This is a genomic window from Rhodoferax lacus (genome assembly GCF_003415675.1).
In the GTDB taxonomy this organism is placed as follows: Bacteria; Pseudomonadota; Gammaproteobacteria; order Burkholderiales; family Burkholderiaceae_C; genus Allorhodoferax; species Allorhodoferax lacus.
The window spans coordinates 19,159-44,235 of sequence record NZ_QFZK01000009.1; the positions used below are offsets into that span (position 1 = coordinate 19,159).

Genomic DNA, 25,077 nt, shown 5'->3' on the forward strand with positions numbered 1-25,077 from the left:
CTCTTGCACCTCCAAGAGCTTCAGCATATGTCGAGCCCGTTCCGGGTTGGGCGACAGCGCGAGGCTTCAGACGGGCGGGGGGGCGGCCAGCGGTTTGCGCAGGAGAACTTGTTTTCATGGCTGTGCGGATTGTGGCAGGATTTGCAACCCTGCTGGCGCGCTTTTCGGTGCGCGGTGGCCTATGCTCTGGCACCGCTGACCGCTTTTGAGAGACCGCACCATGCCCGTTCTGGAATCCAAACTCAACCCCCGCTCGGCCGAGTTTCTGGCCCATGCCAGCGCCATGCGTGCCGTGGTGGCCGACCTCAATATGCAGATCGGCAGGGTGGCGCTGGGCGGTGGGGACGCGGCCCGCGCCAAGCACACGGCCCGCGGCAAGCTGCTGCCACGCGAGCGCGTGGCCATGTTGTTGGACCCCGGCACGCCCTTTCTGGAACTCTGCCCCCTGGCGGCCCTGGGCCTGTACCCGGACCGCGATGGCACGGACAGTGCACCTGGCGCTGGGCTGATTGTGGGCATAGGCCGCATCAGCGGTGTGGACTGCATGGTCGTTTGCAACGACGCCACGGTGAAGGGCGGCAGCTATTACCCCATGACGGTCAAAAAACATTTGCGCGCCCAGGAAGTGGCGGCGCAAAACATGCTCACCTGTGTGTACCTGGTGGACTCCGGTGGCGCCAATCTGCCCAACCAGGACGAGGTGTTTCCAGACCGTGAGCACTTTGGCCGCATCTTCTTCAACCAGGCGAACATGAGCGCGCAGGGCATCTCGCAGGTTGCCGTGGTGATGGGCAGCTGCACCGCAGGCGGCGCCTATGTACCGGCCATGAGCGACGAGACCATCATCGTCAAAAACCAGGGCACGATTTTTCTGGGCGGTCCCCCGCTGGTGAAGGCCGCCACCGGCGAGGTGGTGAGTGCCGAGGACCTGGGCGGCGGCGATGTGCACACGCGCCTCTCGGGGGTGGCCGACCACCTGGCGCAAAACGACCTGCATGCGCTCTCGCTGGCGCGCGAGGCCATTGCCAACCTGAATAAGAACAAGGCCACGGCGCTGAGCACCCAGGCACCGGTGCCACCGAAGTTCGCAGCCGAAGAGCTCTATGGCGTCATCCCCACCGACACGCGCAAGCCCTTTGACGTGCGCGAGATCATTGCCCGCATCGTCGACGGCTCGGAGCTGCACGAGTTCAAGCCGCGCTACGGCGCCACGCTGGTCTGCGGCTTTGCGCATGTGGAGGGCATGCCGGTGGGCATCATCGCCAACAACGGCATTCTGTTTTCAGAGTCGGCCTTGAAGGGCGCGCACTTCATCGAGCTGTGCTGCCAGCGCAAGATTCCGCTGGTGTTCTTGCAGAACATCACGGGCTTCATGGTCGGGCGCAAGTACGAGAACGAGGGCATTGCCCGCAACGGCGCCAAGATGGTCACGGCGGTGGCCACGGCGGCGGTGCCGAAGTTCACCATCATCATTGGCGGCAGCTTTGGCGCGGGCAACTATGGCATGTGCGGCCGCGCCTTTGGCCCCCGCTTCCTGTGGATGTGGCCCAACGCGCGCATCAGCGTCATGGGCGGCGAGCAGGCCGCCAGCGTACTGGCAACAGTCAAGCGCGATGGCATCGAAGGCAAGGGCGGCGCCTGGAGCGTGGAGGAAGAAGAATCCTTCAAAGCCCCCATACGCCGCCAGTACGAAGAACAAGGCCACCCCTACTACGCCACCGCCCGCCTGTGGGACGACGGCATCATCGATCCGGCCGACACGCGCCGGGTGCTGGCGTTGGGTCTGTCGGCCTCGCTCAATGCGCCCATCCCGGACACCAAGTTTGGCGTGTTCCGCATGTAATGTGTATGATTTTGATTTTTCGTACACATTGATGGAGTTGGCATGCGAACCAATATCGAGATTGATGACAAGCTCATGGAGGCCGCGATGGCTGCGGGCAACTTCAAGACCAAGCGCGAGGCGGTGGAGGAGGGCTTGCGCATGATCAAGCGCCGCAAGGCCTATGACGCCTTGTTGGCCGCCCGTGGCACGTTGCACTGGGATGATTCGGACGAAGGCTGGGCCCAATGGCGCGCGCAGCAGGCCTTGATGGTCAGTGAAGCAGAGCCTGCACCCTATCTGCCTGCGGTGCCTGCACCCCTGGTCAAGACCAAGCCCGAGCGTAAAGCGACCCAAGCACCGCCCAAGCCAGCGCCGCCCAAGCGAGGCCGTGCCAAGTGATATTGGTCGACTCCAGCGTATGGATTGATTACCTGCGCGGCACCAGCAACCGGCCCGTGGAGCAACTCCTTGCCTGGCTGCAGGGAGGCGATGCGACGGTGGACTTGGGGGTTGCCGATCTGGTGGTGTTTGAGGTGATGCGCGGCTTTGCCTCGCCCAAGGAGCAGCGCCGCGCCAGGGATCTTTTGCTGGCGCTCGATGTGGTCGAAATCGGTGGGCTCGACAACGCACTGCTGGCTGCCGAGCACTACAGCGCCTTGCGTGCGCAGGGCTACACGGTGCGCAGCCCCATCGATGTATTGCTGGCCAGCTATTGCATTGCCAATAACCACATGCTGCTGCACCGCGATGCCGACTTTGATGTGATGGCCGCCTTGCGCGGACTGCGGGTTGTGCCGCACTAATTCTTCCAAATGGAGTCTCCATGTTCAAAAAAATCCTCATTGCCAACCGCGGTGAAATCGCCTGCCGCGTGGCCGCCACCGCCGCGCGCATGGCCATCCGCACCGTGGCCGTCTACTCGGATGCCGACGCAGGTGCCAAGCATGTGCAGGCCTGTGACGAGGCCGTGTTTATCGGCGGCAGCGCCCCCAAGGACAGCTACCTGCGTTGGGAAAAAATCATCGAAGTGGCCAAGGCTACGGGCGCAGAAGCCATCCACCCGGGCTATGGTTTCTTGAGCGAGAACGAGGCCTTTGCCCAAGCCTGTGCAGATGCCGGGCTGGTCTTCATCGGCCCGCCGCCTTCCGCCATCCTGGCCATGGGCCTGAAGGCCGAGTCCAAGCAGCTGATGGAAAAAGCCGGTGTGCCCCTGGTGCCGGGCTACCACGGCGCCGGTCAGGGCGCAGCCCTCCTGCAGCGCGAGGCCGATGCCATTGGTTACCCGGTCTTGATCAAGGCCAGTGCCGGCGGCGGCGGCAAGGGCATGCGCGCGGTGGACAAAAGCGAAGACTTCGCCGAGGCGCTGGCCAGCTGCAAGCGCGAGGCCATCAACAGCTTTGGCGATGACGCGGTGTTGATTGAAAAATACGTGCAGCGTCCGCGCCATATCGAGATCCAGGTGTTCGGCGACACCCAGGGCAACTATGTCTACCTGTTCGAGCGCGACTGCTCGGTGCAGCGCCGCCACCAGAAGGTGCTGGAAGAAGCGCCCGCGCCGGGCATGACGGCAGACATGCGCGAGCAAATGGGCCAGGCAGCCGTGGCCGCGGCGCGCGCTGTGAACTACGTGGGTGCCGGCACAGTCGAATTCATCGTCGAACAAAAGCCCGACGGCAGCATGTCCTTCTTCTTCATGGAGATGAATACGCGCCTGCAGGTGGAGCATCCGGTCACGGAGGCCATCACTGGTCTGGACCTGGTGGAGTGGCAGCTGCGCGTGGCCTGTGGCGAGCCGCTGCCGCTGCAGCAAAGCGAATTCAAAATCAACGGCCACGCCATCGAAGCCCGCATCTGCGCCGAAACCCCGGACAACAACTTCCTGCCCGCCACCGGCAGCCTGCAGGTCTACGGCCTGCCCGCACATAGCAGTTTCGAGCGCGCTGCGCACGGTGTGCGCGTGGACTCTGGCGTGCGCCAGGGTGACACCATCAGCCCGTTTTATGACTCCATGGTGGCCAAGCTCATCGTGCACGGCAGCACGCGCGAGGAGGCGCTGGCGCGGCTGGACGCGGCACTCATGCAAACCCATATCGTGGGCCTGTCCACCAATGTGCAGTTCCTGCGCCATGTGGTGGGCAGTGCGTCGTTTGCCCAGGCCCAGCTCGACACCGCGCTGATTCCACGCGAAGCCTCCGTCTTGTTCCACCAGGACAAGGTCGGCCTGCCGCTGGCTGCTGCCGCACTGGTAGCCCACACACTGGACCAGGAAGCGCAGGCCGAGCACACAGCGCAGGCCGCCACCGCACAGGGCTGGATAGACCCGTGGGCGCGGCGTGACGGCTGGCGCTCGCACGGCCCTTCGCTGCGCAGTTTCTCTTCCGTTTACCAGGAGCAGCCGCAGGTGCTGCTGCTCACGCGCGGCCATGCCCAGGGGCTGCAACTGATGGTGGACGGCCAATCCGAAACCCTGCAGTTCCAGCGCCTGCACAAGGCAGGGTCCGAGGGCGCGTTGGACATCACCCTGGGCGCCCGGCGCATCCAGGCCCAAGTCCATGACCACGGCGAAGTGCTGCACGTCTTCACCCCGCTGGGTGCCACCACCATTACCCGCGTGGACGCGCTGGCCCATGCCGGCGAAACGCAGGCCGAGGGCGGGCGCCTGACTGCGCCCATGCCGGGCAAGGTGGTGTCGTTTGCCGTGAAGGCGGGCGATGGGGTCAAAAAAGGCCAGCCGCTGGCGGTGATGGACGCCATGAAGATGGAGCACACCATTGCCGCGCCCGTCGACGGCACTGTGGCCGAACTGCTGTACGCCCCGGGCGACCAGGTGGCCGAGGGCGCTGAGCTGCTGCGCCTGGTGCCGCTGGAACAGCCCGCAGCGGTGGCGGCCTGAAGGCCTGCGCGCAAGAGCGGCCAGCAAGTCCGGCCACAATGCTGGCCGGACCTTCAGGAACACACCATGCACATCACCTTTTGCTGCGCTGCCACCGACGCGGAACCCTGGCTGCAAGACCTGCGCGGCGCGCTCCCCGGCGCCGACATCAGCCTGTGGCAGCCGGGCGCTGCCCCTGCCGACTACGGCATCGTCTGGCAGCCGCCCCAGGCTTTTTTTGACCAGCAACCGCAGCTGCGTGCGGCCTTCAACATAGGCGCCGGAGTGGACGCGTTGCTGCGTTTGAACATCGCCCCCGCCACCGTGCTGGTGCGCCTGGACGATGCGGGCATGGCCGTGCAAATGGCCGAGTACGTCTGCCATGCCCTGATCCGTCACTACCGCGAGTTCGCGGGTTACGCAGCCGACCAGCAAGCCGCCACCTGGCAGCAGCGCGAGATCGCACCGCGCTCCGCCATGCCGGTGGGCATCATGGGGCTGGGCGTGCTGGGCGCGCGCGTGGCGCAGGCGGTGGCGCAGTTTGGCTTCCCCGTCAACGGCTGGAGCCGCACGCCCAAGACGATTCCTGGCGTGCGCTGCTATAGCGGCGCCGGAGGTTTTCATGAATTTTTGGCAGCCACTCGTGTGCTGGTCTCGGTGCTGCCCGCCACCCCCCAGACGCGTGACCTGATCAACCGCGACACCCTCTCGCGCCTGCAGAGCGGCGCCTACCTCATCAACGTGGCCCGCGGCGCGCACCTGGTGGAAGACGACCTGCTGGCCCTGCTGGAGTCCGGCCACATGGCCGGTGCCACCCTGGACGTGTTCCGCACCGAGCCTCTGCCTGTTGCGCATCCGTTCTGGACGCACCCACGCGTCACCGTCACGCCGCACACCGCCGCGCTCACGGTGCGTGGGGAGTCGATTGCGCAGATCGTGGGCAAGATTCAGGCTATGCAGCGGGGTGAGGCAGTGAGGGGGCTTGTGGACAGGCAGCGCGGTTACTGATACCTTGGATGCAGTGAATTGTCAGGTAAGGAAGTTAAACCGCACATCACACTTCGAAAGTGTCCGCCACCTTTGGATTCGCTATGCCCACCGTTTTTCGCATCGGCCCCTACCGTTTTTTCTTTTACGCCAACGAGAATGGCGAGCCGCATCACATCCATGTGCAGCAGGACCGCATGCTGGCAAAATTCTGGCTCAAGCCGGTGTCACTCGCCCGCAGCACGGGCTTTGCTCCACAGGATTTGAGCAAGCTACTGGGCTTGGTGGAGGCCAATCAACCGTTTTTTGTAGAGGCCTGGAATGAGTTCTTTCATGTTTAACATCGCGCCCAAGGCAATGTCCGTTGTGTGCTCGGACGACGAATTGCGCGTCTCACTCGCCGACGGGCGAACGCTGACTGTTCCCTTGGCGTGGTTCCCCAGGCTGGCCCATGCATCAAGTGGTGAGCGTGCCGACTACGAATTGATGGGCGATGGGGAGGGCATTCACTGGCCTTTGGTGGATGAAGATATTTCGGTTGCAGGTCTTTTGGCTGGACAACCATCCGTTGAAGCCAAAAGTCCAATTGTCTGAGCCATGCAATTACCCCAACACGTCAAACTCGTCGACGTAGGCCCCCGCGACGGCCTGCAAAACGAGAAGCAGGCTGTCCCTGCGGCCGTCAAGATCGAACTGGTGCAGCGCCTGCAGGATGCAGGCCTGACCGAGATTGAGGTCACCAGCTTTGTCTCGCCCAAATGGGTGCCGCAAATGGCCGACAACGCCGAGGTCATGGCCGGTATCCAGCGCAAGCCCGGTGTACGCTATTCGGTGCTTACGCCCAATCTGCAGGGCTATGAGGCGGCTGTCAAAACCCGCCCCGACGAGATTGTGGTGTTTGCCGCGGCCAGTGAGGCCTTTAGCCAGAAGAACATCAACTGCTCGATTGCCCAGAGCATGGAGCGCTTTCGCCCCGTGGTGCAGGCCGCGCTGGCTGCGGGCATTGCGGTGCGCGGCGCCATCTCCTGCGCTGTGGGTTGTCCCTATGAGGGTGAGATTGCCCCTGAGCGGGTGGAACTGGTGGCGCGCCTGATGCGCGAGTTGGGCGTGCAGCATGTGGGTGTGGCCGACACCATCGGCGTGGGCACGCCGCGCAAGGTGCAGCGGGCGCTGGAGGCTGCGTTGAAGCACTACGACATCAATCAGGTCAGCGGCCATTTCCACGACACCTACGGCCAGGCCCTGGCCAACACCCTGGCCAGCCTGGAAGTGGGCATCTGGCAGTTTGATACCTCGGTGGCCGGCCTGGGCGGCTGCCCCTATGCCAAGGGCGCCACCGGCAATGTGGCCACGGAAGATGTGGTCTATATGCTGCACGGCATGGGGATATCCACCGGCATCGATCTGGACCGGCTCATGGATGCGGGACAATTCATCAGCGACGCGCTGGGCCGCAAGCCCCATTCGCGCGTGAGCAATGCCTTGATGGCCAAGCGCCTTTCCTGAGACAACCCTGGACCCCCTGCCATGTGTGGAGCCGAATTGATGAACCTACCCGAAGGCGTGCAACGTGTGGCCGCTGTTTTGCAGACGCATGAGCACCCGCACACCCCTGTGATGCTGGAAGACGCCGCGCGCACCGCGCAGCAGGCGGCCGATGCCTTGGGCGTGGCGCTGGGCCAGATTGCCAAGAGCATTATTTTTCGCCGTCTGTCCGATGACAGCGCCGTGCTGGTGGTCGCCTCGGGCGACCGGCGTGTGGACCAGAAAAAAGTAGAGGCCCTGGTGGGGCCCGTGGGCCGTGCTGATGCGGCCTTTGTGAAGGCCAGCACCGGCTTCAGCATAGGCGGCGTGGCACCGCTGGCGCATGCCAGTGAAGTGGTCACGTTGATCGACGAAGACCTGTTCCGCTTTGACGACATCTGGGCCGCAGCCGGCCACCCGCACAGTGTGTTCCAGCTCACGCCCAACCAGCTGTGCTTCATGACCGGCGTCAACGAGTCCGATGTGGTGGAGTGGACGCTGGCCGACATGCCCGCAGGGGCGCGCAGAGTGCTGTTGGACCGCTCGGCCTCGGTGCAAGCTGCGGGAAAGACTTCTATGTCACCCTGCGTCTCGGTATGCCGTATGGATGAGAAAACCGACATCTGCCTGGGCTGCCTGCGTACACGCAATGAGCTGATCCAATGGTCCACCCTGGACGAGGATGGCAAATTTGCAGTGTGGAATTCAATTGACAAACGCCTGCAGGCCCGCTGGGTCTAAAAGACAGGCAGCGCATGATGGAGACCCCTGGCCATGAAACAGATTACCTTTTATCTGGACTTTATTTCCCCCTACGCCTGGCTGGCGTTTGAGGAATTGCCAAAGGCCCTGCAGGGCCTCTCCTACAGCGTGCAGTACAAGCCGGTGGTGCTGGGCGCGCTCTTACGCCACAACGGCAGCCTGGGCCCTGCTGAAATTCCGGCCAAGCGCGACTGGACCTACCGCCATGTGATGTGGCTGGCGCACAGCCGTGGCGTGGTGCTGGACATGCCCGCCCTGCACCCCTTCAACCCCATGCCCCTGTTGCGCCTGGCCGTGGCCACCGATGCTGCGGGACTGCCCAACCGCTATGTCTGCGAAACCGTATTCCGCCATGTCTGGCAGGGCGGAGCCGATGCCGTGGATCCCACGCGCCTGCAAGCGCTCACCGCCGAGCTGGCGCCCGCGCGCACGGTGAACGACGACACCGTCAAAGCCCAGCTCAAGGCCCACACCGATGAAGCCATGGCGCTCAAGGTCTTTGGTGTGCCCGCCTTTGAAGTGGACGGCAAAGTGTTCTGGGGGCTGGACGCGCTGCCCATGCTGCGTGCCTATTTGGAGGGTGATGCCTGGTTTACGGACGCCCACTGGAACGCGCCGCAGGCGCTGCCCTCCGGACTGCCGCCCCTCAAAGCCTGAAGGCCGGAGGCTCTTCCATGCCCAATGCCTTCAACTTCAACGCCTCCCCCTTTGACTGCCTGACCCAGGACGAGCAGCGCCTGGTGCGCGACAGCGTGGACGTGGCCTACTTCCCCGAAGGCGCCACCATCCTGGAAGTGGGCATTGCCCCCACGCACCTCTTCGTCATCATCAAGGGCTACGTGAGCCAGATGGAGGGTTCGGAGGTGCTCACCTCCTATGGCCCGGACGACAGCTTTGACGGCCGCGGCCTGGTGGCGGGCAAGGTCAGCAGCCGCTTCATTGCCGCCGAGGAAGTGGTGGCCTACCAACTGGCCAAGCAGGCCGTGAGTGACCTGATTGCATCCAACGCCACCTTTGGCGCGCTGCTGTTCTCGGACCTGAGCAACAAGCTCAGTGCCCTCTCGGCCCGGCAAAACCAGCACGAGTTGCAATCGCTCACCATGTCGCGCGTGGATGAGGCGTTTTTGCGCCCGGCGCATTTTGTCGATGCCAAGGCGGACATCCTCTCCATCGTCAAACTGTTCCAGGCCGAACGCACCTCCAACGTGCTGGTGCGTGACAGCAGCGCAAGCCCGGAGCGCCTGGGCATCTTCACCGCCACGGCCATACAGCGCGCCATTCTGGACGGCAGGCCCTTGGACCAACTGCCCGTGGGCGACCTGGCCAATTTCAAGCTGATTGAAGTGAAGCCATCCGACCAATTGGGCGACGCCATGGCCATCATGTTGCGCCACCGCGTGCACCGCGTGGTGGTGGTGGACGAGGCGCGCATTGTGGGCATCCTGGAGGCGCTGGACCTGTTCTCCTTCCTGTCCAACCAGTCGCACCTGATCACCGAGAAGATTGAAGACGCACGGGACCTGGACGGCCTGAGCCAGGCTGCGGCCCAAATCACCCGCATGATTGCGCTCTTGTACCGCAGCGGCTCGCGCGTGAACCTGATTGCCAGCCTGGTACAGCAGCTCAACGCCCGCCTGTTTGAGCGCGCCTGGAACCTGCTGGCGCCGCCCGAACTGGTGGCCAACAGCTGCCTGTTTGTCATGGGCAGCGAAGGCCGCGGCGAGCAGTTGCTCAAGACCGACCAGGACAACGGCCTGGTGCTGCGCGACGGCTACACGCCCCCGGACGATCTGGCCGACATCTGCAACCGCTTCTCCGCGGCCCTGGCCAGCTTTGGCTACCCCGAGTGCCCTGGCCACATCATGGTCAGCAACCCGGACTGGCGCAACACCGCCAGCGCTTTTGCACAGATGGCGCGCCAGTGGCTCATCCTGCCCGACGGCGACAGCCTGATGAAGCTGGCCATCTTCATGGACGCGCATGCCGTCTGTGGGGACGCGCACCTGCTTGAAGACGTGCAAAAGGCCCTGAGCCAGTTGGCCACTGACAACGACGCCATGCTGAGCCGCTTTGCTTCCGCCATTGACGCTTTCGGCACCAACACCGGCTGGTGGAACCGCCTGCTCGGCTTGGGCGGCGACAGCGCCCAGCAGCTCAACATCAAGAAGGAAGGCATCTTCCCGCTGGTGCATGGCGTGCGCAGCATGGCGCTTTCCAAACGCATCACCGAAACCGGCACCGTGGCGCGCATCAACGCGCTGGTGACTGAAGACATGCTCTCCCCCGAGATGGCCGCCGACCTGACCGACAGCCTGTACTTCTTCATGGGCCTGAAGCTCAAGGCGGGCTTGGCCGAACTCGATACCGGCCGGCCGGTCACCGGCTCCATTGACGTAGAAAAACTCAGCAGCCTGGACCGCGACCTGCTCAAGGACACGCTGGGTGTGGTCAAGCGCTTCAAGGTCTTGCTGCGCCTTCGCTTCCACTTGGAAGCGGTGGGGTGATTCCAGTATGAGCGTCGAATTTCTGCCTCTGCGCTGGTGGGCCGCGCTCAAGCGCTGGTGGCTGATCTACCACCTGGGCCTGCCCGAGTTCCGCTTCATGTTCGACCCGGCGCCCGCCAACGAGTGGGTGTCGCTGGACTGCGAGACCACCGGCCTGAATGTGGGCAAGGATGAAATCATCTCCATAGGCGCTGTGCGCATCGTGGGCAACCGCATCATGACCAGCGAGCGCCTGGAACTGCTGGTCAAGCCCCAGCACGGTGTCTCGGCCGAGAGTGTGAAGATCCACCGCCTGCGCGCGCGCGATGTGGCGCAGGGCCTGCCGATCGACGAGGCCATGAAGCAGCTCATGCGTTTCATCGGCAGCCGCCCGCTGGTGGGTTACTACCTGGAGTTCGATGTGGCCATGGTCAACAAGGCCCTGTTCCCCATGCTGGGCCAGGGCCTGCCGCAGACCAAGATCGAGGTGTCGGGCATGTACTACGACTACAAGTTCCGCAACCAGCCTGCGCACCTGCGCCAGGACGCGCCGCAAATCGATCTGCGCTTTAACACCATGATGAGCGACCTGGGCCTGCCCTTGCGCGAGGCCCACGACGCGCTCAATGACGCGGTGATGGCGGCGCTGGCGTTTATCAAATTGCGGGAACTCAACGACTGAGCAAGAAGCGTATGGCGGCAGTTTCTAGCCGCCGTAGTCGCCCAGATCCTGCGCGGCCAGCGCGCTCTTTTCGTCAGGCCAGTTGGAAGTCCAGATATTGGCGCTGGCCGCGCCCGCCAGCAAGGGCTCGCGCACAAAGCCGGGTACGGGCGGCAGCAAGGGTTGCACCCGCACATCGTGGCGCGGCACTGAAAAATAAGGGAAGCTCATGCGCTGCCTGCCACTGCGGTTCACCACCCGGTGCGGCGTGGACACCAGCCGTCCGCCGCTCAGCAACTCCAGCATGTCGCCCACATTCAGCACCAGGGCATCGGGCGGGCAGTGCGCGTCCAGCCAGGTGCCGTCCAGCCTGCGAACCTCCAGCCCACCGACCGGGTCATGGGACAGGAAGGTGAGGAAGTTGAAGTCCTTGTGCGGGTGGATGCCCCAGGCATCCTTGGGGCTAGCGCCGGGGTAGTTCAGCAGGGTCATATTGGTTAAGGGTTGCCTCAGCATGTCCAGCACCATGGTGGCGTCCAGCCCCAAGCCTTCGCACAGGGCCGTGAGCACACAGGCGTTTACGCGGTCCATTTCGCTCCAATACGCCAGCACGGCGGCGCGTATGTCCACCACGCGGCCGGTTGCAGTGTCCGGGCCCACCGGCGGCCACCGGTTGGGGCCATAGAGCGGGCTTTGCAGGCACACCGGGTCCTTGGGGTCGGTCTCGTGGTGCAGCTTCCAGGCCTCGTAATAGTCCACATCACCCACGCCCGAGTTGGGTGTGAAGTAGCCCAGCGGCACATAGCCGCGGTAGTTGCCCTTTTGCACCGTCAGGCCCGCATACAACTCGCGCGGTGCGGCAAAGGTGGCGGCCACGGCGGCGCGCATCCGGGCTGTGACCTCCGGTGCCACGCCATGGCCGCGCAGCACCGCAAAGCCCACGGTGGAGAGCGCGCCCAGCAGCGCCTCCATGGCCTGCGCGCGCTGCGGGGGCGCTCTGTCGCCGCACAGCGGCGCGATGTCGATCAGCGGCAGTTCGGCATCTGGGGTGCTTGGCATGGTGGCTCCGGAGGTTGGGCGGCAGGGCAGAGCGCAGGATACTGCGCCGTTTGAATCGCGCCATGCTGCAAGAATTGGCGTACTAAGTACGTACTTGTATTTTCATACTAACTTAAGCATACTAAGGCCATTAACACAGCGAGGTGTGCAATGGAAACCCAAGATCTGACCCTGGCCGAACGCGGCCAGATTGTGATTCCCAAAGAAGCCCGCGATGCGTTGGGGCTCAAGCCCGGCAGCAAGCTGCAAATCCATATCGAAGGCAACCGCCTGGTGATCGAGAAGAAGGTCTCCCTGGACTTGAGCCGCTGGGTGGGCAAGGGCGTGGATGACGGTCTGACACGCGATGAAGCCTTGTCTGAACTGCGTGGCCGCACGGTTCCCTGGTCCGGCGAATCGGACAAGGCATGAAAACGGCGGTGGATTCCAGCGTTCTGTTTGACATTGTCAAAGGTGCACCCGGCGCTGCCGCCGCGCAGGCTGCGTTGGAAGCAGCACTGGCACAGGGTGGCTTGTTTGTGTGCGCTGTGGTGGTGGCCGAGCTGGGGCGCTACTTCGCCACGGAGCAAGACCTGCGGGACTTCCTGGCGGATTGCCAGATAGAGCATGATCCGCTGACCATGGACACTGCCTTGGAGGCTGCGCGCATCATGCGCGGCTATGCCCGCAACAAAGGTCCACGCGAGCGTGTTGCACCCGACTTTTTGATCGGGGCCCACGCCATGCGCCAGGCCAACGCACTGCTGACCTGCGACGCCGGTTTTTACCGCCATTACTTTGATGGCCTGACGGTTCTGACACCCGCCTGAGCGACGCACACCCTTCAAGCCTGTCTGCAGACCGTGGCGCACTTATTGCGTCACCATCACCAATGTCCGAAGCCATCCGTATTGTTGTCATCGCCCCCGACCTGGACCTGATTGATCCGGACGATGCGCACGCCCGTGAGCAGGCCGAGCGTTCGCGCAGCCTGCGCATTGGCCTTCTGGAGAGTGGCTTCAACCTGGTGGCGTCCCTGCCTTCGGATGTGTTCCTCACCGAGCGCCTGGCCCAGCTGCGCCCCGACCTGATCATTGTGGATGCCGAGAGCGATGCACGCGACGCCCTCGAGCACGTGGTCATGGCCACGCGCGATGCACGCCGCCCCATCGTCATGTTCACCAACGACCACGACAGCGGCAATGCCCGCGCGGCCGTGGCCGCTGGTGTGACGGCCTACATCGTGGCGGGCCTGCAGTCCGACCGCATACGCCCGATTCTGGACGTGGCCATGGCCCGTTTCCAGCATGAGCAGGCCCTGCGCCAGGAGCTGGCCGATGCGCGCAGCGAACTCAACGAACTCAGTGCCTCGGTGAAAGAGCGCAAGGTGATTGACCGCGCCAAAGCCCTCTTGATGGAGCGCCAAAAGCTCAGCGAGCCCGATGCCTACGCCCGATTGCGCAAGGCCGCCATGGACAAGAACCTCAAGATGGTGGAAGTGGCCCAGCGCATGCTGGATGTGGCCGATCTGCTGGGCTAAATCAGCGCACGCGCACGCGCATTTGGTGCATTGCACAAAAGCAGTGCGAACACTATGTCATGCCGTGATATGAATGTATGTGCTCCTACCCCTTTAAAAGCAAGGGTTTGATGCTACAGAATGAATAGCATATAAAGATGGCACGCAGATTGCATAGATAACAACAAGACCAGCGATGGTCATGCGGTCTGCAGCGGCCAACGGCGGTTGCGGCAGATCCAAAGGACAAAGGCGTCCCCACGGGCTCACATGCTCCAAGCAATGTGTGCCCTGTGCGGACGCCTTTTTTGTTTTTGTTTTTTTGTTTCCTATCTTCTGGAGTGTTGCCATGACGGATCTTCTGAAAACCAAGCTCACACGCCGCGCCGTGCTGCAAACCGCCGCCATCGGCGCCTTTGGTGTGGACCCTGCGCTGCGCGCGGCGGTCTATGCCGGTGGCTCCGATGCCCCGGAAAAAACCGAGGTCAAGATCGGCTTCATCCCGCTGACTGATTGCGCCAGCGTCGTCATGGCTTCCGTCCTGGGCATTGACCAGAAGTACGGCGTGAAGATCATCCCCAGCAAGGAATCGAGCTGGGCCGGTGTGCGCGACAAGCTGGTCTCGGGCGAGCTGGACTTTGCCCACGTGCTGTACGGCCTGGTCTACGGCGTGCACTTGGGGCTCGGCGGCCCCAAGAAGGACATGGCCGTGCTCATGACCCTGAACAACAACGGCCAGGCCATTACGCTGTCCAAGAAGCTCGCCGACAAGGGCGCCGTGGACGGCGCAGGCCTGGCCAAGCTGATGGCGGCCGAGAAGCGCGAATACACCTTTGCCCAGACTTTCCCCACCGGCACCCATGCCATGTGGCTGTACTACTGGATGGCGGCCAACGGCATCAACCCCTTGAGCGACTCCAAGGTCATCACTGTGCCGCCGCCCCAGATGGTGGCCAATATGCGCGTGGGCAATATGGATGGCTTCTGCGTGGGCGAGCCCTGGAACCACCGCGCCATCATCGACGGCATTGGCGTTACTGCGGCCACCACCCAGGACATCTGGAAAGACCATCCGGAAAAAGTGCTGGGTACCACGGGCGACTTCGTCAAGAAGTACCCCAACACCGCACGCGCTGTGACGGCTGCCATTCTGGAAGCCAGCAAGTGGATTGACTCTGGCCTGCAGAACAAGAACAAGATGGCCGAAACCATCGCCGACAAGAGCTATGTGAACACCAGCGTGGACGCCATTAACCAGCGCATCCTGGGTCGCTACCAGAACGGCATGGGCAAGACCTGGGATGACCCCAACTTCATGAAGTTCTACAACGACGGCGCGGTGAACTTCCCCTACCTGTCGGACGGCATGTGGTTCCTCACCCAGCAAAAGCGCTGGGGCCTGCTCAAGGACCACCCGGACTACCTGGCGGTGGCCAAGCAGATCAACCAGATCGACATCTACAAGCAGGCCGCTACGGCCACCAAGACGCCTGTGCCCAAGGATGCGATGCGCACGTCCAAGCTGATGGACGGCATCGTCTGGGACGGCAAGGACCCGAAGAAATACGCCGACGCCTTCAAGGTCAAGGCATAAGGAGCACACCATGGTGAGCGCTGTTTTCCATTCCCCCCTGGCCACTGCGGCCGAAGATGTGGCGGCCATGAAAGTGGCAGCGCCGGTGACCAAGGCCGCTGCACCCGCCGCGGCTGCAGTGCCACCCTACGCCGACACCAAACCCGGCTTCGACTGGAACGGCCTGCTGATGGCCGTGATGCCGCCGGTCTTGGGCCTGGTGCTGCTGGTGCTCATCTGGTCGCTGGTCAGCATGGGCACGGCTGGCAGCATCCCCACACCGTTGGACACGGCCAGGCAGGCTGTGGGCATCTTCAGTGACCCGTTCTACCGCAAGGGCCCCAATGACCAGGGCGTGGGCTGGAATGTGCTGGCCTCGCTGCAGCGCGTGGCGCTGGGCTTTGGCCTGGCGGCGCTGGTGGGCATTCCCATGGGCTTCCTGATCGGCCGCTTCGATTTTTTGAGCCGCATGTTCAACCCGCTCATCAGCCTGATGCGCCCGGTGTCGCCCCTGGCCTGGTTGCCCATTGGTCTGCTGGTGTTCAAGGGTGCCAACCCGGCGGCCATCTGGACCATCTTCATCTGCTCCATCTGGCCCATGGTCATCAACACCGCGGTGGGCGTGCAGCGCGTGCCGCAGGACTATATGAACGTGGCCCGCGTGCTCAACCTGAGCGAGTGGAAGATCATCACCAAGATCCTCTTCCCCTCGGTGCTGCCCTACATGCTCACCGGCGTGCGCCTGGCCGTGGGCACCGCCTGGCTGGTGATCGTGGCCGCCGAGATGCTGACCGGTGGCGTAGGCATTGGCTTCTGGGTCTGGGACGAGTGGAACAACCTCAACGTCAAGAACATCATCATCGCCATCTTCGTCATCGGCATCGTCGGCCTGATGCTGGAGTACGCGCTGATCAAAATCGCAACCGCATTCACATTTGAGGAAGTGAAGTCATGAGCGTAGACACCATGCATTCCAAATTCATCGAGGTGCAGGGCGTGGCCCAGACCTTCAAGACCAGGAAGGGCTCCTTCCCGGCCCTGCGCGATATCAACCTGACCGTGGCCAAGGGCGAATTCGTGGCCCTGATCGGCCACAGCGGCTGCGGCAAATCCACGCTCTTGAACCTGATTGCCGGGCTGACCATGCCCACGCAGGGCCACCTGCTCTGCGCCAACCGCGAAATCGCCGGCCCCGGCCCCGAGCGCGCCGTGGTGTTTCAGAACCATTCGCTCTTACCCTGGCTCACCTGCTTCGAGAATGTGTACCTGGGTGTGGAACGCGTGTTTGGTTCGGCCTCCAAGAGCACCGGTGCCGCGTCCGAGAACAAGGCCCAGCTCATGGCCCGCACCGATGCCGCACTGGCCCTGGTGGGACTCACCGCCGCCGCGCAAAAGCGCCCCGGCGAAATATCCGGCGGCATGAAGCAGCGCGTGGGCATTGCCCGGGCGCTGGCCATGGAGCCCAAGGTCTTGCTGATGGACGAGCCCTTTGGTGCGCTGGACGCACTCACCCGCGCCAAGCTGCAGGACGAGCTGCTGGAGATTGTGGCCCGCACCCAAAGCACGGTGGTGATGGTGACGCACGATGTGGATGAAGCCGTGCTGCTGTCCGACAAGATTGTGATGATGACCAATGGGCCTGCGGCCACGATTGGCGAAGTGCTGAGCGTGGACCTGCCCCGGCCGCGCTCCCGCGTGGCACTGGCCGACAGCCCGCAGTACCTGGGCTACCGCAAGGCCGTGATCGATTTTCTCTACACGCGCCAAGCCCACGTAGAAAAGGCGGCCTGACCATGGATATGAGAACCCAAGTGAAGCAAAAGCTGGTCATGGTGGGCAACGGCATGGCCGGTGTGCGCACCATCGAGGAGCTGCTCAAAATCGCCCCGGAGCTGTACGACATTACCGTCTTCGGCGCCGAGCCCCACCCCAACTACAACCGCATTCTGCTCAGCCCGGTGCTGGCCGGTGAGCAGACGATTGAGGAGATCATCCTCAATCCCTTCAGCTGGTACGAAGAAAACGGCATCACCCTGCACGTGGGCAAAACCGTCACCGAGGTGGACCGCGTCAAGCGCATCGTGCGCGCCGTGGCTGCCGATGGCAGCGTACTTGAGGCCGCCTACGACCGTCTGCTGATCTGCACCGGCTCCAACCCCTTCATCCTGCCCGTGCCGGGCAAGGACCTGGAAGGCGTGATTGCCTACCGCGACATTGCCGACACCAATGCCATGATCGACGCGGCCACCCGCTTCAAGCATGCGGTGGTGATTGGTGGTGGCCTCCTGGGCCTGGAAGCCGCCAACGGCCTGATGCTGCGCGGCATGACGGTCAGCGTGGTGCACGTCATGCCCACGCTGATGGAGCGCCAGCTCGACAGCGTGGCCGGTGGGCTGTTACGCAAATCCCTGGAAGAACGCGGCCTGAATTTTCTGATGGGTGCGCAGACCCAGGCGCTGCTTGGCACCGAGGACGATGGCAAGGGCGGCCGCGAGGATGGGGGAGGGGCCCCGTCCAAAGGACGGGTCCGGGCCATCCAATTCAAGGACGGCACCGAAGTGCCAGCCGACCTGGTCGTCATGGCCGTGGGCATACGCCCCAACACCGCCCTGGCTGCGAGCATGCGCCTGCATGTGGACAAGGGCATTGTGGTCACCGACACCATGCAGACCGTGACCGATGCGCGCATCTACAGCGTGGGCGAATGCGCCGCACACCGCGGCATTGCCTATGGCCTGGTGGCACCGCTCTTCGAGCAGGCCAAGGTCGCAGCCAACCACCTGGCGATGTACGGCATTGGCCGCTACCAGGGCTCGCTGACCTCGACCAAACTGAAAGTGACTGGCATTGACCTGTTTAGCGCAGGCAACTTCATGGGTGGCCCGAACACTGAAGAGATCGTGATGAGCGACCCCTTTGGTGGCGTCTACAAAAAGCTGGTCATCCAGGACGACAAACTGGTGGGCGCCTGCATGTATGGCGACACCGTGGACGGCAGCTGGTACTTCAAGCTGCTGCGCGACGGCCGCTCAATTGCCGACATCCGCGACAAGCTGATGTTTGGCGAAAGCAATATCGGCGATGTGGGCCATGAGGGCCACAGCAAGGCCGCCAGCATGCCCGATGACGCCGAGGTCTGCGGCTGCAACGGTGTCAAAAAAGGCACCATCTGCAAGGCCATCAAGGACCGTGGCCTGTTCACCATCGAAGAGGTGCGCAAGCACACCAAGGCCAGCGCCTCGTGTGGCTCGTGCACCGGCCTGGTGGAACAGATCCTGATGTTCACCGCCGGTGGCGACTACTCGGCCACACCCAAGACCAAGGCCATGTGCGGCTGCACCGAGCATGGCCACGCGGCGGTGCGAGAAGCCATACGCACGCCACTGCCTTCCGGAGACAAGCTGCTCACCATCGCGGCGGTCTACAGCCACCTGGGCTGGAAGACCCCCAACGGCTGCGCCTCCTGCCGGCCTGCCATCAACTATTACCTGCTGAGCTCCTGGCCCAAAGAGGCAATAGACGATCCGCAAAGCCGCTTCATCAACGAACGCAGCCACGCCAACATCCAGAAGGACGGCACCTACAGCGTGATCCCGCGCATGTGGGGCGGCGAGACCACCGCCAGCGAACTGCGCCGCATTGCGGACGCGGTGGACAAATACAACATCCCCACCGTGAAGGTGACGGGCGGCCAGCGCATCGATTTGCTGGGCGTGAAGAAGGAAGACCTGGTGTCGGTATGGAAAGACATTGGCATGCCCAGCGGCCACGCCTATGCCAAGGCCCTGCGCACCGTCAAAACCTGTGTGGGCTCCGAGTGGTGCCGCATGGGCACGCAGGACAGCACCCAGATGGGCAAGGACCTGGAGCGCGCCATGTGGCGCATGTATGCCCCGCACAAGGTGAAGTTCGCCGTGAGCGGCTGCCCGCGCAACTGCGCCGAGGCGGGGATCAAGGACGTGGGCATCATCGGCGTGGACAGCGGCTGGGAGATGTACATCGCCGGCAACGGCGGCATCAAGACCGAAGTGGCGCACTTCTTCACCAAGGTGAAGACTGCCGCCGAAGTGCTGGAGTACACCGGCGCCTTTTGCGAGCTGTACCGCCAGGAAGGCTGGTACCTGGAGCGCACCGTGCATTACGTCAACCGCGTGGGCCTGGACTATGTGAAGGCCCGCATCCTGGAAGACCACGCAGGCCGCAAGGCCCTGTGGGAGCGCCTGCAATTCGCTTTGGATGGCGAGCCCGATCCCTGGTTCGATTTCAAGGACGCGCAGGTCGACACGCGCCAGTTTGATGCGCTGAGCGTGCAAGAAGGAGTGACGGCATGAGCACGGAATGGACCTTGATCTGCCAGCTGGGCGACATCCCCGTGCTGGGCTCCCGCCGCGTCACCCGCGAACACGGTATGGACGTGGCCGTCTTCCGCAACAGCGTTGATGAAGTGTTTGCCCTGCTGGACCGCTGCCCGCACAAGGGCGGCCCCCTGAGCCAGGGCATTGTGTTTGGCACCCACGTGGCCTGCCCGCTGCACAACTGGAGCATTGGCCTGTGCGACGGCCAGGCCTCGGCGCCCGATGAGGGCTGTACCCCGAAGTTCAGCGTCAAGCTCGAAGACGGCGCGGTCTACCTCAAGGCGTCCGAGCTGCAAGGCCACGCCACCGATCTGCTGCGGCCAATTGCCGGGCCCGCCCGTCGCAAGGCCACGGTCTAAGCCCACGGCATGCAAGGCGCCACCATGAAGGAAACCAAGTCCACCTGCCCGTACTGCGGGGTGGGCTGCGGCGTCATCATCGAGAGCCGCGGTGCGCAGATCACCGGCGTGCGGGGCGACTCGGACCACCCGGCCAACTTCGGCCGCCTGTGCTCCAAGGGCAGCACGCTGCACCTCACCGCCAGTGCGCCAGTCACTCTGCAAACGCGGCTGCTGCAACCCATGCAGCGTCTGGCGCGTGGCGCCGCCCCCCAAGCAGTGACCTGGGACGCGGCGCTGGGCCACGCCACCGACACCTTTGCGCGCATCCTCCGCGACCACGGCCCGGACGCGGTGGGCTTTTATGTGTCCGGCCAGTTGCTCACCGAGGACTATTACGTCTTCAACAAGCTGGCCAAGGGGCTGATTCGCACCAACAACATCGACACCAACTCGCGCCTGTGCATGAGCAGCGCGGTGGCCGGCTACAAGAAGACACTGGGAGCGGATGCACCCCCGGCCTGCTATGACGACGTGAACCATGCGGCCACCCTGTTCATCGTCGGCTCCAACACGGCTTTTGCGCACCCGGTGCTGTTTCGCCGCATCGAAGACGCCAAAAAAGCCAACCCGGCCCTGAAACTGGTGGTGGTGGACCCGCGCCGCACCGACACTGCCGACATGGCCGATCTGCACCTGGCCATTCAGCCCGGCACCGATGTGATGCTGTTCAACGGCATGCTGCACCTGATGCTGTGGGAAGGCTGGCTGGACGCGGCCTATGTGGCTGCCCACACCAGCGGCCTGGAAGACCTCAAGGCCACGGTGCGTGACTGCACGCCCGATGTGGTGGCGCAAATATGTGGCATCAGCAAGGAAGCCCTGCTGCAGGCCACGCGCCTGTTCGCTGGCCTGGAAGATGCCGCCCTGCACTTTGGCAGTGGCCCTGTTCCGCGCAAACCGACCCTCAGCCTGTACTGCCAGGGGCTGAACCAGTCCAGCAGCGGCACGGCCAAGAACGCTGCGCTGATCAACCTGCACTTGGCTACTGGCCAGATCGGCAAGCCCGGCGCTGGTCCTTTCTCCCTCACCGGCCAACCCAATGCCATGGGCGGGCGCGAAGTGGGGGGCCTGGCCAATCTGCTCAGCGCCCACCGCGACCTGGCCAACCCCGCGCACTGTGCCGAAGTGGCGGCTCTGTGGGGTGTGGACGATGTGCCGTCCAAGCCCGGCAAGACGGCGGTGGAAATGTTCCAGGCCGCAGCCGACGGAGAGATCAAGGCTTTGTGGATTGCCTGCACCAACCCCGCGCAAAGCATGCCCGACCAGGCCACCGTGCGCCGCGCGCTGGAGCGCTGCGAGTTGGTGGTGGTGCAAGAGGCATTTGCCAGCACCGCCACCTGTGCCTACGCCGACCTGCTGCTGCCTGCCACGACCTGGGGCGAGAAAGAAGGAACGGTCACGAATAGCGAACGCCGGATTTCCCGAGTGCGGGCGGCAGTGCCTGCGCCAACGCTGGCGGCTCTTGGCGGCGCTGGGAATGTTGTTGGCGTGGCGGATTTGGTTGGCGCTGGTAGTTCTGGTGACGCTGGGCGTGTTGACGGCGCTGGGAGCGTGGGCGGCGAAGCGCTCTGCTCCGTGTCCCCCGCCCGCGATGCGGGCTCCTCCTTTACCTACGCAGAGCGCTCCGCCACCCACACTCCCGGCATCACGGATAGCGCGCCGCGGCATGACTGGGCCATTGCTGTGGAGTTTGCGCAGCGCCTCGAAGTGGCCTTGGGCCGCAGCGGTTCCACGCTGTTCCCCTACGCCGATGCCGAGTCCATCTGGAACGAGCATCGTGAGAGCACCCGTGGCCGCGACCTGGATATCACTGGCTTGTCGTATGCGATTCTGGAAGCCGCGCCACAGCAGTGGCCTTGTCCTGATTCGGGCGACACGCGTGCAGCGCAGGCTGTGCTTGCAAGCGCAGCGGCGAATAGCAGTGTTGTGGGCGGTGGTGAGAGTCCTGTCACTTCCTTGGGCCAAGCGCGCCTGTACGCTGACGGCATCTTCCCCACCGCCGACGGCCGCGCGCGCTTTGCCAATGTGTCCTACAAACCCGTGGCCGAAGCGCGTGAGGCCCGTTACCCCTTCTCGCTTAACACCGGCCGCCTGCGCGACCAGTGGCACGGCATGAGCCGCACCGGAACGCTGGGGCGGCTGTTCGGCCACGTGCGCGAGCCCACCCTGCAGATGCATCCGCAGGACATGGCGCGGCGTCTGTTGCAGGAAGGCGACTTGGTGCACGTGACCAGCAAGCGCGGCTCGATTCTGGTGCCGGTGCAGGCCAGCAAAGAGCAGGGGATGAGCCAGGTGTTTCTGGCCATGCACTGGGGCGAAGAGTTCCTGAGCGGGCGCAGCAGCAGCGGCGAACGTCTGGCCGGCGTGAATGCGCTGACCACCTCGGCCTATTGCCCGGACTCCAAACAGCCCGAGTTCAAGCACGCGGCCGTTAAGGTGCTCAAGGCCGAGCTGCCTTGGACACTCCTGGCCATGGCCTGGCTGCCGGATGGCCAGGCCTTGCAGGCGCGCGTGCAATTGCAGGCCCTGATGGCCGAGTTTCCCTTTGCCAGCTGCGTGCCCTTTGCCAGCACCCCGGTGCCGGGTGCACAAGGGGCAGGAGCCGAGCGCCAGGGCGTGCTGTTTCGCGCTGCGGCCAGCGAGGCCGCGCCCGCCGAACTGCTGGAGCGCATCGAGGCGATTCTGCAACTGCAGGGTGCCGAGGTGCTGCGCTATGCCGATGCCAAATGTGGCCAGCGCCGCGCCATGCGCCTGCAGCGCGTGGACTCGGACACGCGGCTGGACGGCTTTTTGCTGGCCGGTGACACCAGCGCGCAGGCCTGGATCAGCAGCCTGCTGCAGGAAGAGCAGGCCGCCCAGGCCTATGGCCGTGCACTGCTGCTGCCGGTAGCCAAACCGCCGCTGGCCGTGGTGTCCAAGGGCAAAGTGGTGTGTACCTGCTTCAACGTCAGGGACATTGCCATCGAGGACAATCTAAAATCAACCACCGGCAGTCTGCCTGAGCGGCTGGCAAAATTGCAGGGCGCGCTGCAATGCGGCACCAATTGCGGCTCCTGCGTTCCCGAACTGCAGCGCATGGTGCGCAGCAGCGCACCCCCTATGACGACCCATCCGATCATTCCGATATCGACAGCCCAAACGGCTTGAACACTGTGAACAACCTTTTCTCTTCCATGCCCGCCAGCGGCCACGTCACCCTGGTGGGTGCCGGCCCCGGTGACCCGGAGCTGCTGACCCTCAAGGCCCTCAAGGCCATTCAGGCCGCCACCGTGCTGCTGGTGGATGACCTGGTGAGCGAGCCCATCGTCGCCCTGGCTGCGCCCACAGCGCGCGTGGTCTGGGTGGGCAAGCGCGGGGGCTGCAAGTCCACGCCGCAATCGTTTATCGAGAAGCTGATGATCACTGCCGCCCAGGAGGGCGAAGCCGTGGTGCGCCTCAAGGGGGGCGACCCCTTTCTGTTCGGCCGTGGTGGCGAAGAGGTGGAGCACCTGCTGGCTGCGGGGGTGCGCGTTTCGGTGGTCAACGGCATCACCGCCGGTCTGGCCGCAGTCACCTCGCTCAACACGCCACTCACCCACCGTGAGCACGCCCACGGTGTGGTGTTTGTTACCGGGCACGCCAAGCCCGGCGACAGTGGCACCGACTGGCGCGCCCTGGCCGCCACCGCCCGCCAAGCCAAGCTCACGCTGGTGATCTACATGGGCGTGAGTGGCTCGGCCCACATCCAGAGCGAGTTGCTGCACGGCCTGTCGGCCGACACGCCGGTGGCCATCATCCAGAACGCCAGCCTGCCCCAGCAGCGCCACGCCGCCTGCACCCTGGGCGCGTTGCACGCCACCATTGAGCAAGAAGGTATGGGCAGCCCGGCGGTAATTGTGGTGGGTGATGTGGTGCAGGGCTTGCTGGCAGCCGAGTTGCCCATTCAGGCCCGGGCGGGGATGTAGTCTGCGGGTCCGTTGCCGATACCGTTTGGCGCCAAACCGGCCTTGTGCTAATCTTTCACGCATGAGTGTTCAGCAGTCCCCCATCGTTTCCGAGTTCGCCACCGCTGAACTGGAAGCCAGCCACGACCAATGGTTTCGCGCCAAGGTCGAGGAGGCCTTGCGCAGCGAGAAGCCTCGCCTGTCCCATGACGCTGCGATGACCAAAGTGCAGGCCATGCTGGACGAACGCCGAAAAGCCCGTGCCAAGCCTCCGGTGGTCTGAAGAGGCGACCACCGACCTGGTGGAGATCATTGACTACATTGAGCAGCGCAACCCAGCCGCCGCGCTGAATCTCTTCCACTTGGTTGTGCAGTCAGCCCAAAGTCTTCCGCTTATGCCCCATCTGTTCAGGCCGGGGCGCGTGGCAGGTACGCGCGAGTACGTTGTGCACCCCAATTACATCGTGGTCTACCAGGTTGGTACCGAATCAATCGATGTGTTGCGGGTGTTGCACTCCCGCGAACAATACCCTTGAGGCTATTGGCACCATGACCTCCGCACTCCTCATCATCGACGTGCAGCAAGGACTGTGCGAGGGCGAAGGCCAGGCCTTTGAATCGGCACCGCTCATTGCACGCATCAACACGGTGGCGCAGAAGATGCGCAGTGCGGGTCTGCCGGTGGTCTTCATCCAGCACGAGTCCGGCCCGGGCTATCTGGAACACGGCTCGGCCGCCTGGCAGCTGGCGCGTGGCTTGCACACCGAGCCTGCTGACCACTTGGTGCGCAAGACAACACCCGACTCTTTCCTCAAGACGGACCTGCACGCATGGCTGCAAGCGCAGGGCGTGACCGACCTCGTCATCTGCGGCATGCACACCGAGTTCTGCGTGGACACCACCACGCGGCGGGCACTGGCGATGGGCTACCCCGTGCGGCTGGTGGAAGACGGCCACACCTCCGCGGGCAACGCCGTGCTGAGCGCGCCGCAGGTGATCGCCCACCACAACGCCACGCTGACCAATATCTCCAGCTTCGGCCCCAGAGTGCGTACGGTGGCCACAGAGAACTTCAAACCCTGAGCCTTTCGCCAGCGGATGCGGCCCGCGGCCAGGCCCCACAATAGGGGCCTCTTTACCCGTTCCCCGCAACC

Annotated in this window: 27 protein-coding genes and 1 pseudogene; 26 read left to right on the forward strand and 2 right to left on the reverse strand. The window is 63.9% G+C overall.

Annotated features, from left to right (window positions below; all coding sequences use genetic code 11):
- Positions 1 to 220 precede the first annotated feature (220 nt).
- From DIC66_RS14180 to DIC66_RS14235, 13 genes and pseudogenes are all read left to right on the forward strand, one after another.
- Positions 221 to 1,843 (forward strand): carboxyl transferase domain-containing protein, encoded by a 1,623-nt coding sequence (locus tag DIC66_RS14180; protein ID WP_117178321.1) that lies wholly within the window; start codon positions 221 to 223, stop codon positions 1,841 to 1,843.
- Between the two features lie 42 nt (positions 1,844 to 1,885).
- Positions 1,886 to 2,224: a type II toxin-antitoxin system VapB family antitoxin gene (locus tag DIC66_RS14185; protein WP_117178323.1), complete on the forward strand. Its 339-nt coding sequence runs from the start codon at positions 1,886 to 1,888 to the stop codon at positions 2,222 to 2,224.
- Complete coding sequence (vapC, locus tag DIC66_RS14190; RefSeq protein WP_117178324.1) at positions 2,221 to 2,628, forward strand: type II toxin-antitoxin system VapC family toxin; 408 nt, start codon at positions 2,221 to 2,223, stop codon at positions 2,626 to 2,628. The genes DIC66_RS14185 and vapC overlap by 4 nt, the downstream gene beginning before the upstream one ends.
- A gap of 20 nt (positions 2,629 to 2,648) precedes the next feature.
- Positions 2,649 to 4,718, forward strand: coding sequence for an acetyl/propionyl/methylcrotonyl-CoA carboxylase subunit alpha (locus DIC66_RS14195; protein ID WP_117178326.1), 2,070 nt, complete (start codon positions 2,649 to 2,651; stop codon positions 4,716 to 4,718).
- Between the two features lie 66 nt (positions 4,719 to 4,784).
- Positions 4,785 to 5,705 (forward strand): 2-hydroxyacid dehydrogenase, encoded by a 921-nt coding sequence (locus DIC66_RS14200; protein WP_117178328.1) that lies wholly within the window; start codon positions 4,785 to 4,787, stop codon positions 5,703 to 5,705.
- 59 nt (positions 5,706 to 5,764) lie between these two features.
- A complete protein-coding gene (locus DIC66_RS14205; RefSeq protein WP_233505926.1) occupies positions 5,765 to 6,025 on the forward strand; it encodes a DUF4160 domain-containing protein in 261 nt (86 codons plus the stop codon).
- Positions 6,018 to 6,278, forward strand: coding sequence for a DUF2442 domain-containing protein (locus DIC66_RS14210; RefSeq protein ID WP_233505927.1), 261 nt, complete (start codon positions 6,018 to 6,020; stop codon positions 6,276 to 6,278). Before DIC66_RS14205 ends, DIC66_RS14210 begins: the two co-directional genes overlap by 8 nt.
- 3 nt (positions 6,279 to 6,281) lie before the next feature.
- Entirely contained in the window at positions 6,282 to 7,190 is a 909-nt protein-coding gene (locus DIC66_RS14215; RefSeq protein ID WP_117178334.1) for a hydroxymethylglutaryl-CoA lyase, read from the forward strand.
- A 21-nt stretch (positions 7,191 to 7,211) separates the two neighbouring features.
- Positions 7,212 to 7,700, forward strand: a pseudogene (locus tag DIC66_RS14220) (YbaK/EbsC family protein); the annotation flags it as partial.
- A gap of 84 nt (positions 7,701 to 7,784) precedes the next feature.
- A complete protein-coding gene (locus DIC66_RS23715) occupies positions 7,785 to 7,949 on the forward strand; it encodes a DUF1289 domain-containing protein (RefSeq protein WP_338052500.1) in 165 nt (54 codons plus the stop codon).
- Between the two features lie 33 nt (positions 7,950 to 7,982).
- Positions 7,983 to 8,627 carry a 2-hydroxychromene-2-carboxylate isomerase gene (locus tag DIC66_RS14225; RefSeq protein ID WP_117178338.1) on the forward strand — a complete coding sequence of 215 codons (645 nt, stop codon included), beginning with the start codon at positions 7,983 to 7,985 and terminating at the stop codon, positions 8,625 to 8,627.
- A 17-nt stretch (positions 8,628 to 8,644) separates the two neighbouring features.
- Positions 8,645 to 10,474 (forward strand): DUF294 nucleotidyltransferase-like domain-containing protein, encoded by a 1,830-nt coding sequence (locus DIC66_RS14230; protein WP_117178340.1) that lies wholly within the window; start codon positions 8,645 to 8,647, stop codon positions 10,472 to 10,474.
- Between the two features lie 7 nt (positions 10,475 to 10,481).
- The gene (locus tag DIC66_RS14235; RefSeq protein ID WP_117178342.1) at positions 10,482 to 11,135 is read left to right on the forward strand and encodes a 3'-5' exonuclease; all 654 of its coding nucleotides are present in this window, start codon (positions 10,482 to 10,484) and stop codon (positions 11,133 to 11,135) included.
- Between the two features lie 24 nt (positions 11,136 to 11,159).
- Here DIC66_RS14235 and DIC66_RS14240 read toward each other — a convergent pair whose 3' ends face one another.
- Complete coding sequence (locus DIC66_RS14240; protein WP_117178344.1) at positions 11,160 to 12,173, reverse strand: isopenicillin N synthase family dioxygenase; 1,014 nt, start codon at positions 12,171 to 12,173, stop codon at positions 11,160 to 11,162.
- Positions 12,174 to 12,323: 150 nt separating this feature from the next.
- Here DIC66_RS14240 and DIC66_RS14245 point away from each other — a divergent pair, with 150 nt between their 5' ends.
- From DIC66_RS14245 to DIC66_RS14255, 3 genes are all read left to right on the forward strand, one after another.
- Entirely contained in the window at positions 12,324 to 12,584 is a 261-nt protein-coding gene (locus DIC66_RS14245) for an AbrB/MazE/SpoVT family DNA-binding domain-containing protein (RefSeq protein WP_117178346.1), read from the forward strand.
- The gene (locus tag DIC66_RS14250) at positions 12,581 to 12,982 is read left to right on the forward strand and encodes a type II toxin-antitoxin system VapC family toxin (RefSeq protein WP_117178348.1); all 402 of its coding nucleotides are present in this window, start codon (positions 12,581 to 12,583) and stop codon (positions 12,980 to 12,982) included. The genes DIC66_RS14245 and DIC66_RS14250 overlap by 4 nt, the downstream gene beginning before the upstream one ends.
- 62 nt (positions 12,983 to 13,044) lie before the next feature.
- The gene (locus DIC66_RS14255; protein ID WP_117178350.1) at positions 13,045 to 13,692 is read left to right on the forward strand and encodes an ANTAR domain-containing response regulator; all 648 of its coding nucleotides are present in this window, start codon (positions 13,045 to 13,047) and stop codon (positions 13,690 to 13,692) included.
- 93 nt (positions 13,693 to 13,785) lie between these two features.
- Here DIC66_RS14255 and DIC66_RS22945 read toward each other — a convergent pair whose 3' ends face one another.
- Positions 13,786 to 14,022, reverse strand: coding sequence for a hypothetical protein (locus tag DIC66_RS22945; RefSeq protein WP_147321324.1), 237 nt, complete (start codon positions 14,020 to 14,022; stop codon positions 13,786 to 13,788).
- Between DIC66_RS22945 and DIC66_RS14260 the strand changes: the two genes are divergently transcribed.
- The 10 genes from DIC66_RS14260 to DIC66_RS14305 all read left to right on the forward strand — a co-directional run bounded on the left by DIC66_RS14260 (position 14,021) and on the right by DIC66_RS14305 (position 25,006).
- On the forward strand, positions 14,021 to 15,265 hold the full coding sequence (locus DIC66_RS14260) for a CmpA/NrtA family ABC transporter substrate-binding protein (protein WP_117178352.1): 1,245 nt from the start codon (positions 14,021 to 14,023) through the stop codon (positions 15,263 to 15,265). The genes DIC66_RS22945 and DIC66_RS14260 overlap by 2 nt on opposite strands.
- A 10-nt stretch (positions 15,266 to 15,275) precedes the next feature.
- The gene (gene ntrB, locus DIC66_RS14265; protein ID WP_117178354.1) at positions 15,276 to 16,199 is read left to right on the forward strand and encodes a nitrate ABC transporter permease; all 924 of its coding nucleotides are present in this window, start codon (positions 15,276 to 15,278) and stop codon (positions 16,197 to 16,199) included.
- Entirely contained in the window at positions 16,196 to 17,035 is an 840-nt protein-coding gene (locus DIC66_RS14270) for an ABC transporter ATP-binding protein (RefSeq protein ID WP_233505929.1), read from the forward strand. Before ntrB ends, DIC66_RS14270 begins: the two co-directional genes overlap by 4 nt.
- A gap of 2 nt (positions 17,036 to 17,037) precedes the next feature.
- On the forward strand, positions 17,038 to 19,575 hold the full coding sequence (gene nirB, locus DIC66_RS14275) for a nitrite reductase large subunit NirB (RefSeq protein ID WP_117178356.1): 2,538 nt from the start codon (positions 17,038 to 17,040) through the stop codon (positions 19,573 to 19,575).
- The gene (nirD, locus tag DIC66_RS14280; protein ID WP_117178358.1) at positions 19,572 to 19,958 is read left to right on the forward strand and encodes a nitrite reductase small subunit NirD; all 387 of its coding nucleotides are present in this window, start codon (positions 19,572 to 19,574) and stop codon (positions 19,956 to 19,958) included. The genes nirB and nirD overlap by 4 nt, the downstream gene beginning before the upstream one ends.
- Positions 19,959 to 19,982: 24 nt before the next feature.
- Complete coding sequence (locus tag DIC66_RS23470; protein ID WP_233505936.1) at positions 19,983 to 23,147, forward strand: nitrate reductase; 3,165 nt, start codon at positions 19,983 to 19,985, stop codon at positions 23,145 to 23,147.
- A gap of 26 nt (positions 23,148 to 23,173) precedes the next feature.
- Positions 23,174 to 23,944 (forward strand): uroporphyrinogen-III C-methyltransferase, encoded by a 771-nt coding sequence (gene cobA, locus DIC66_RS14290; RefSeq protein WP_117178360.1) that lies wholly within the window; start codon positions 23,174 to 23,176, stop codon positions 23,942 to 23,944.
- Positions 23,945 to 24,005: 61 nt separating this feature from the next.
- The gene (gene relB / locus DIC66_RS14295; protein ID WP_117178362.1) at positions 24,006 to 24,206 is read left to right on the forward strand and encodes a type II toxin-antitoxin system RelB family antitoxin; all 201 of its coding nucleotides are present in this window, start codon (positions 24,006 to 24,008) and stop codon (positions 24,204 to 24,206) included.
- Entirely contained in the window at positions 24,184 to 24,459 is a 276-nt protein-coding gene (locus DIC66_RS14300; RefSeq protein WP_117178364.1) for a type II toxin-antitoxin system RelE/ParE family toxin, read from the forward strand. Before relB ends, DIC66_RS14300 begins: the two co-directional genes overlap by 23 nt.
- A gap of 13 nt (positions 24,460 to 24,472) precedes the next feature.
- Positions 24,473 to 25,006 (forward strand): cysteine hydrolase family protein, encoded by a 534-nt coding sequence (locus DIC66_RS14305; RefSeq protein WP_117178366.1) that lies wholly within the window; start codon positions 24,473 to 24,475, stop codon positions 25,004 to 25,006.
- The last annotated feature ends 71 nt before the right edge of the window (positions 25,007 to 25,077 follow it).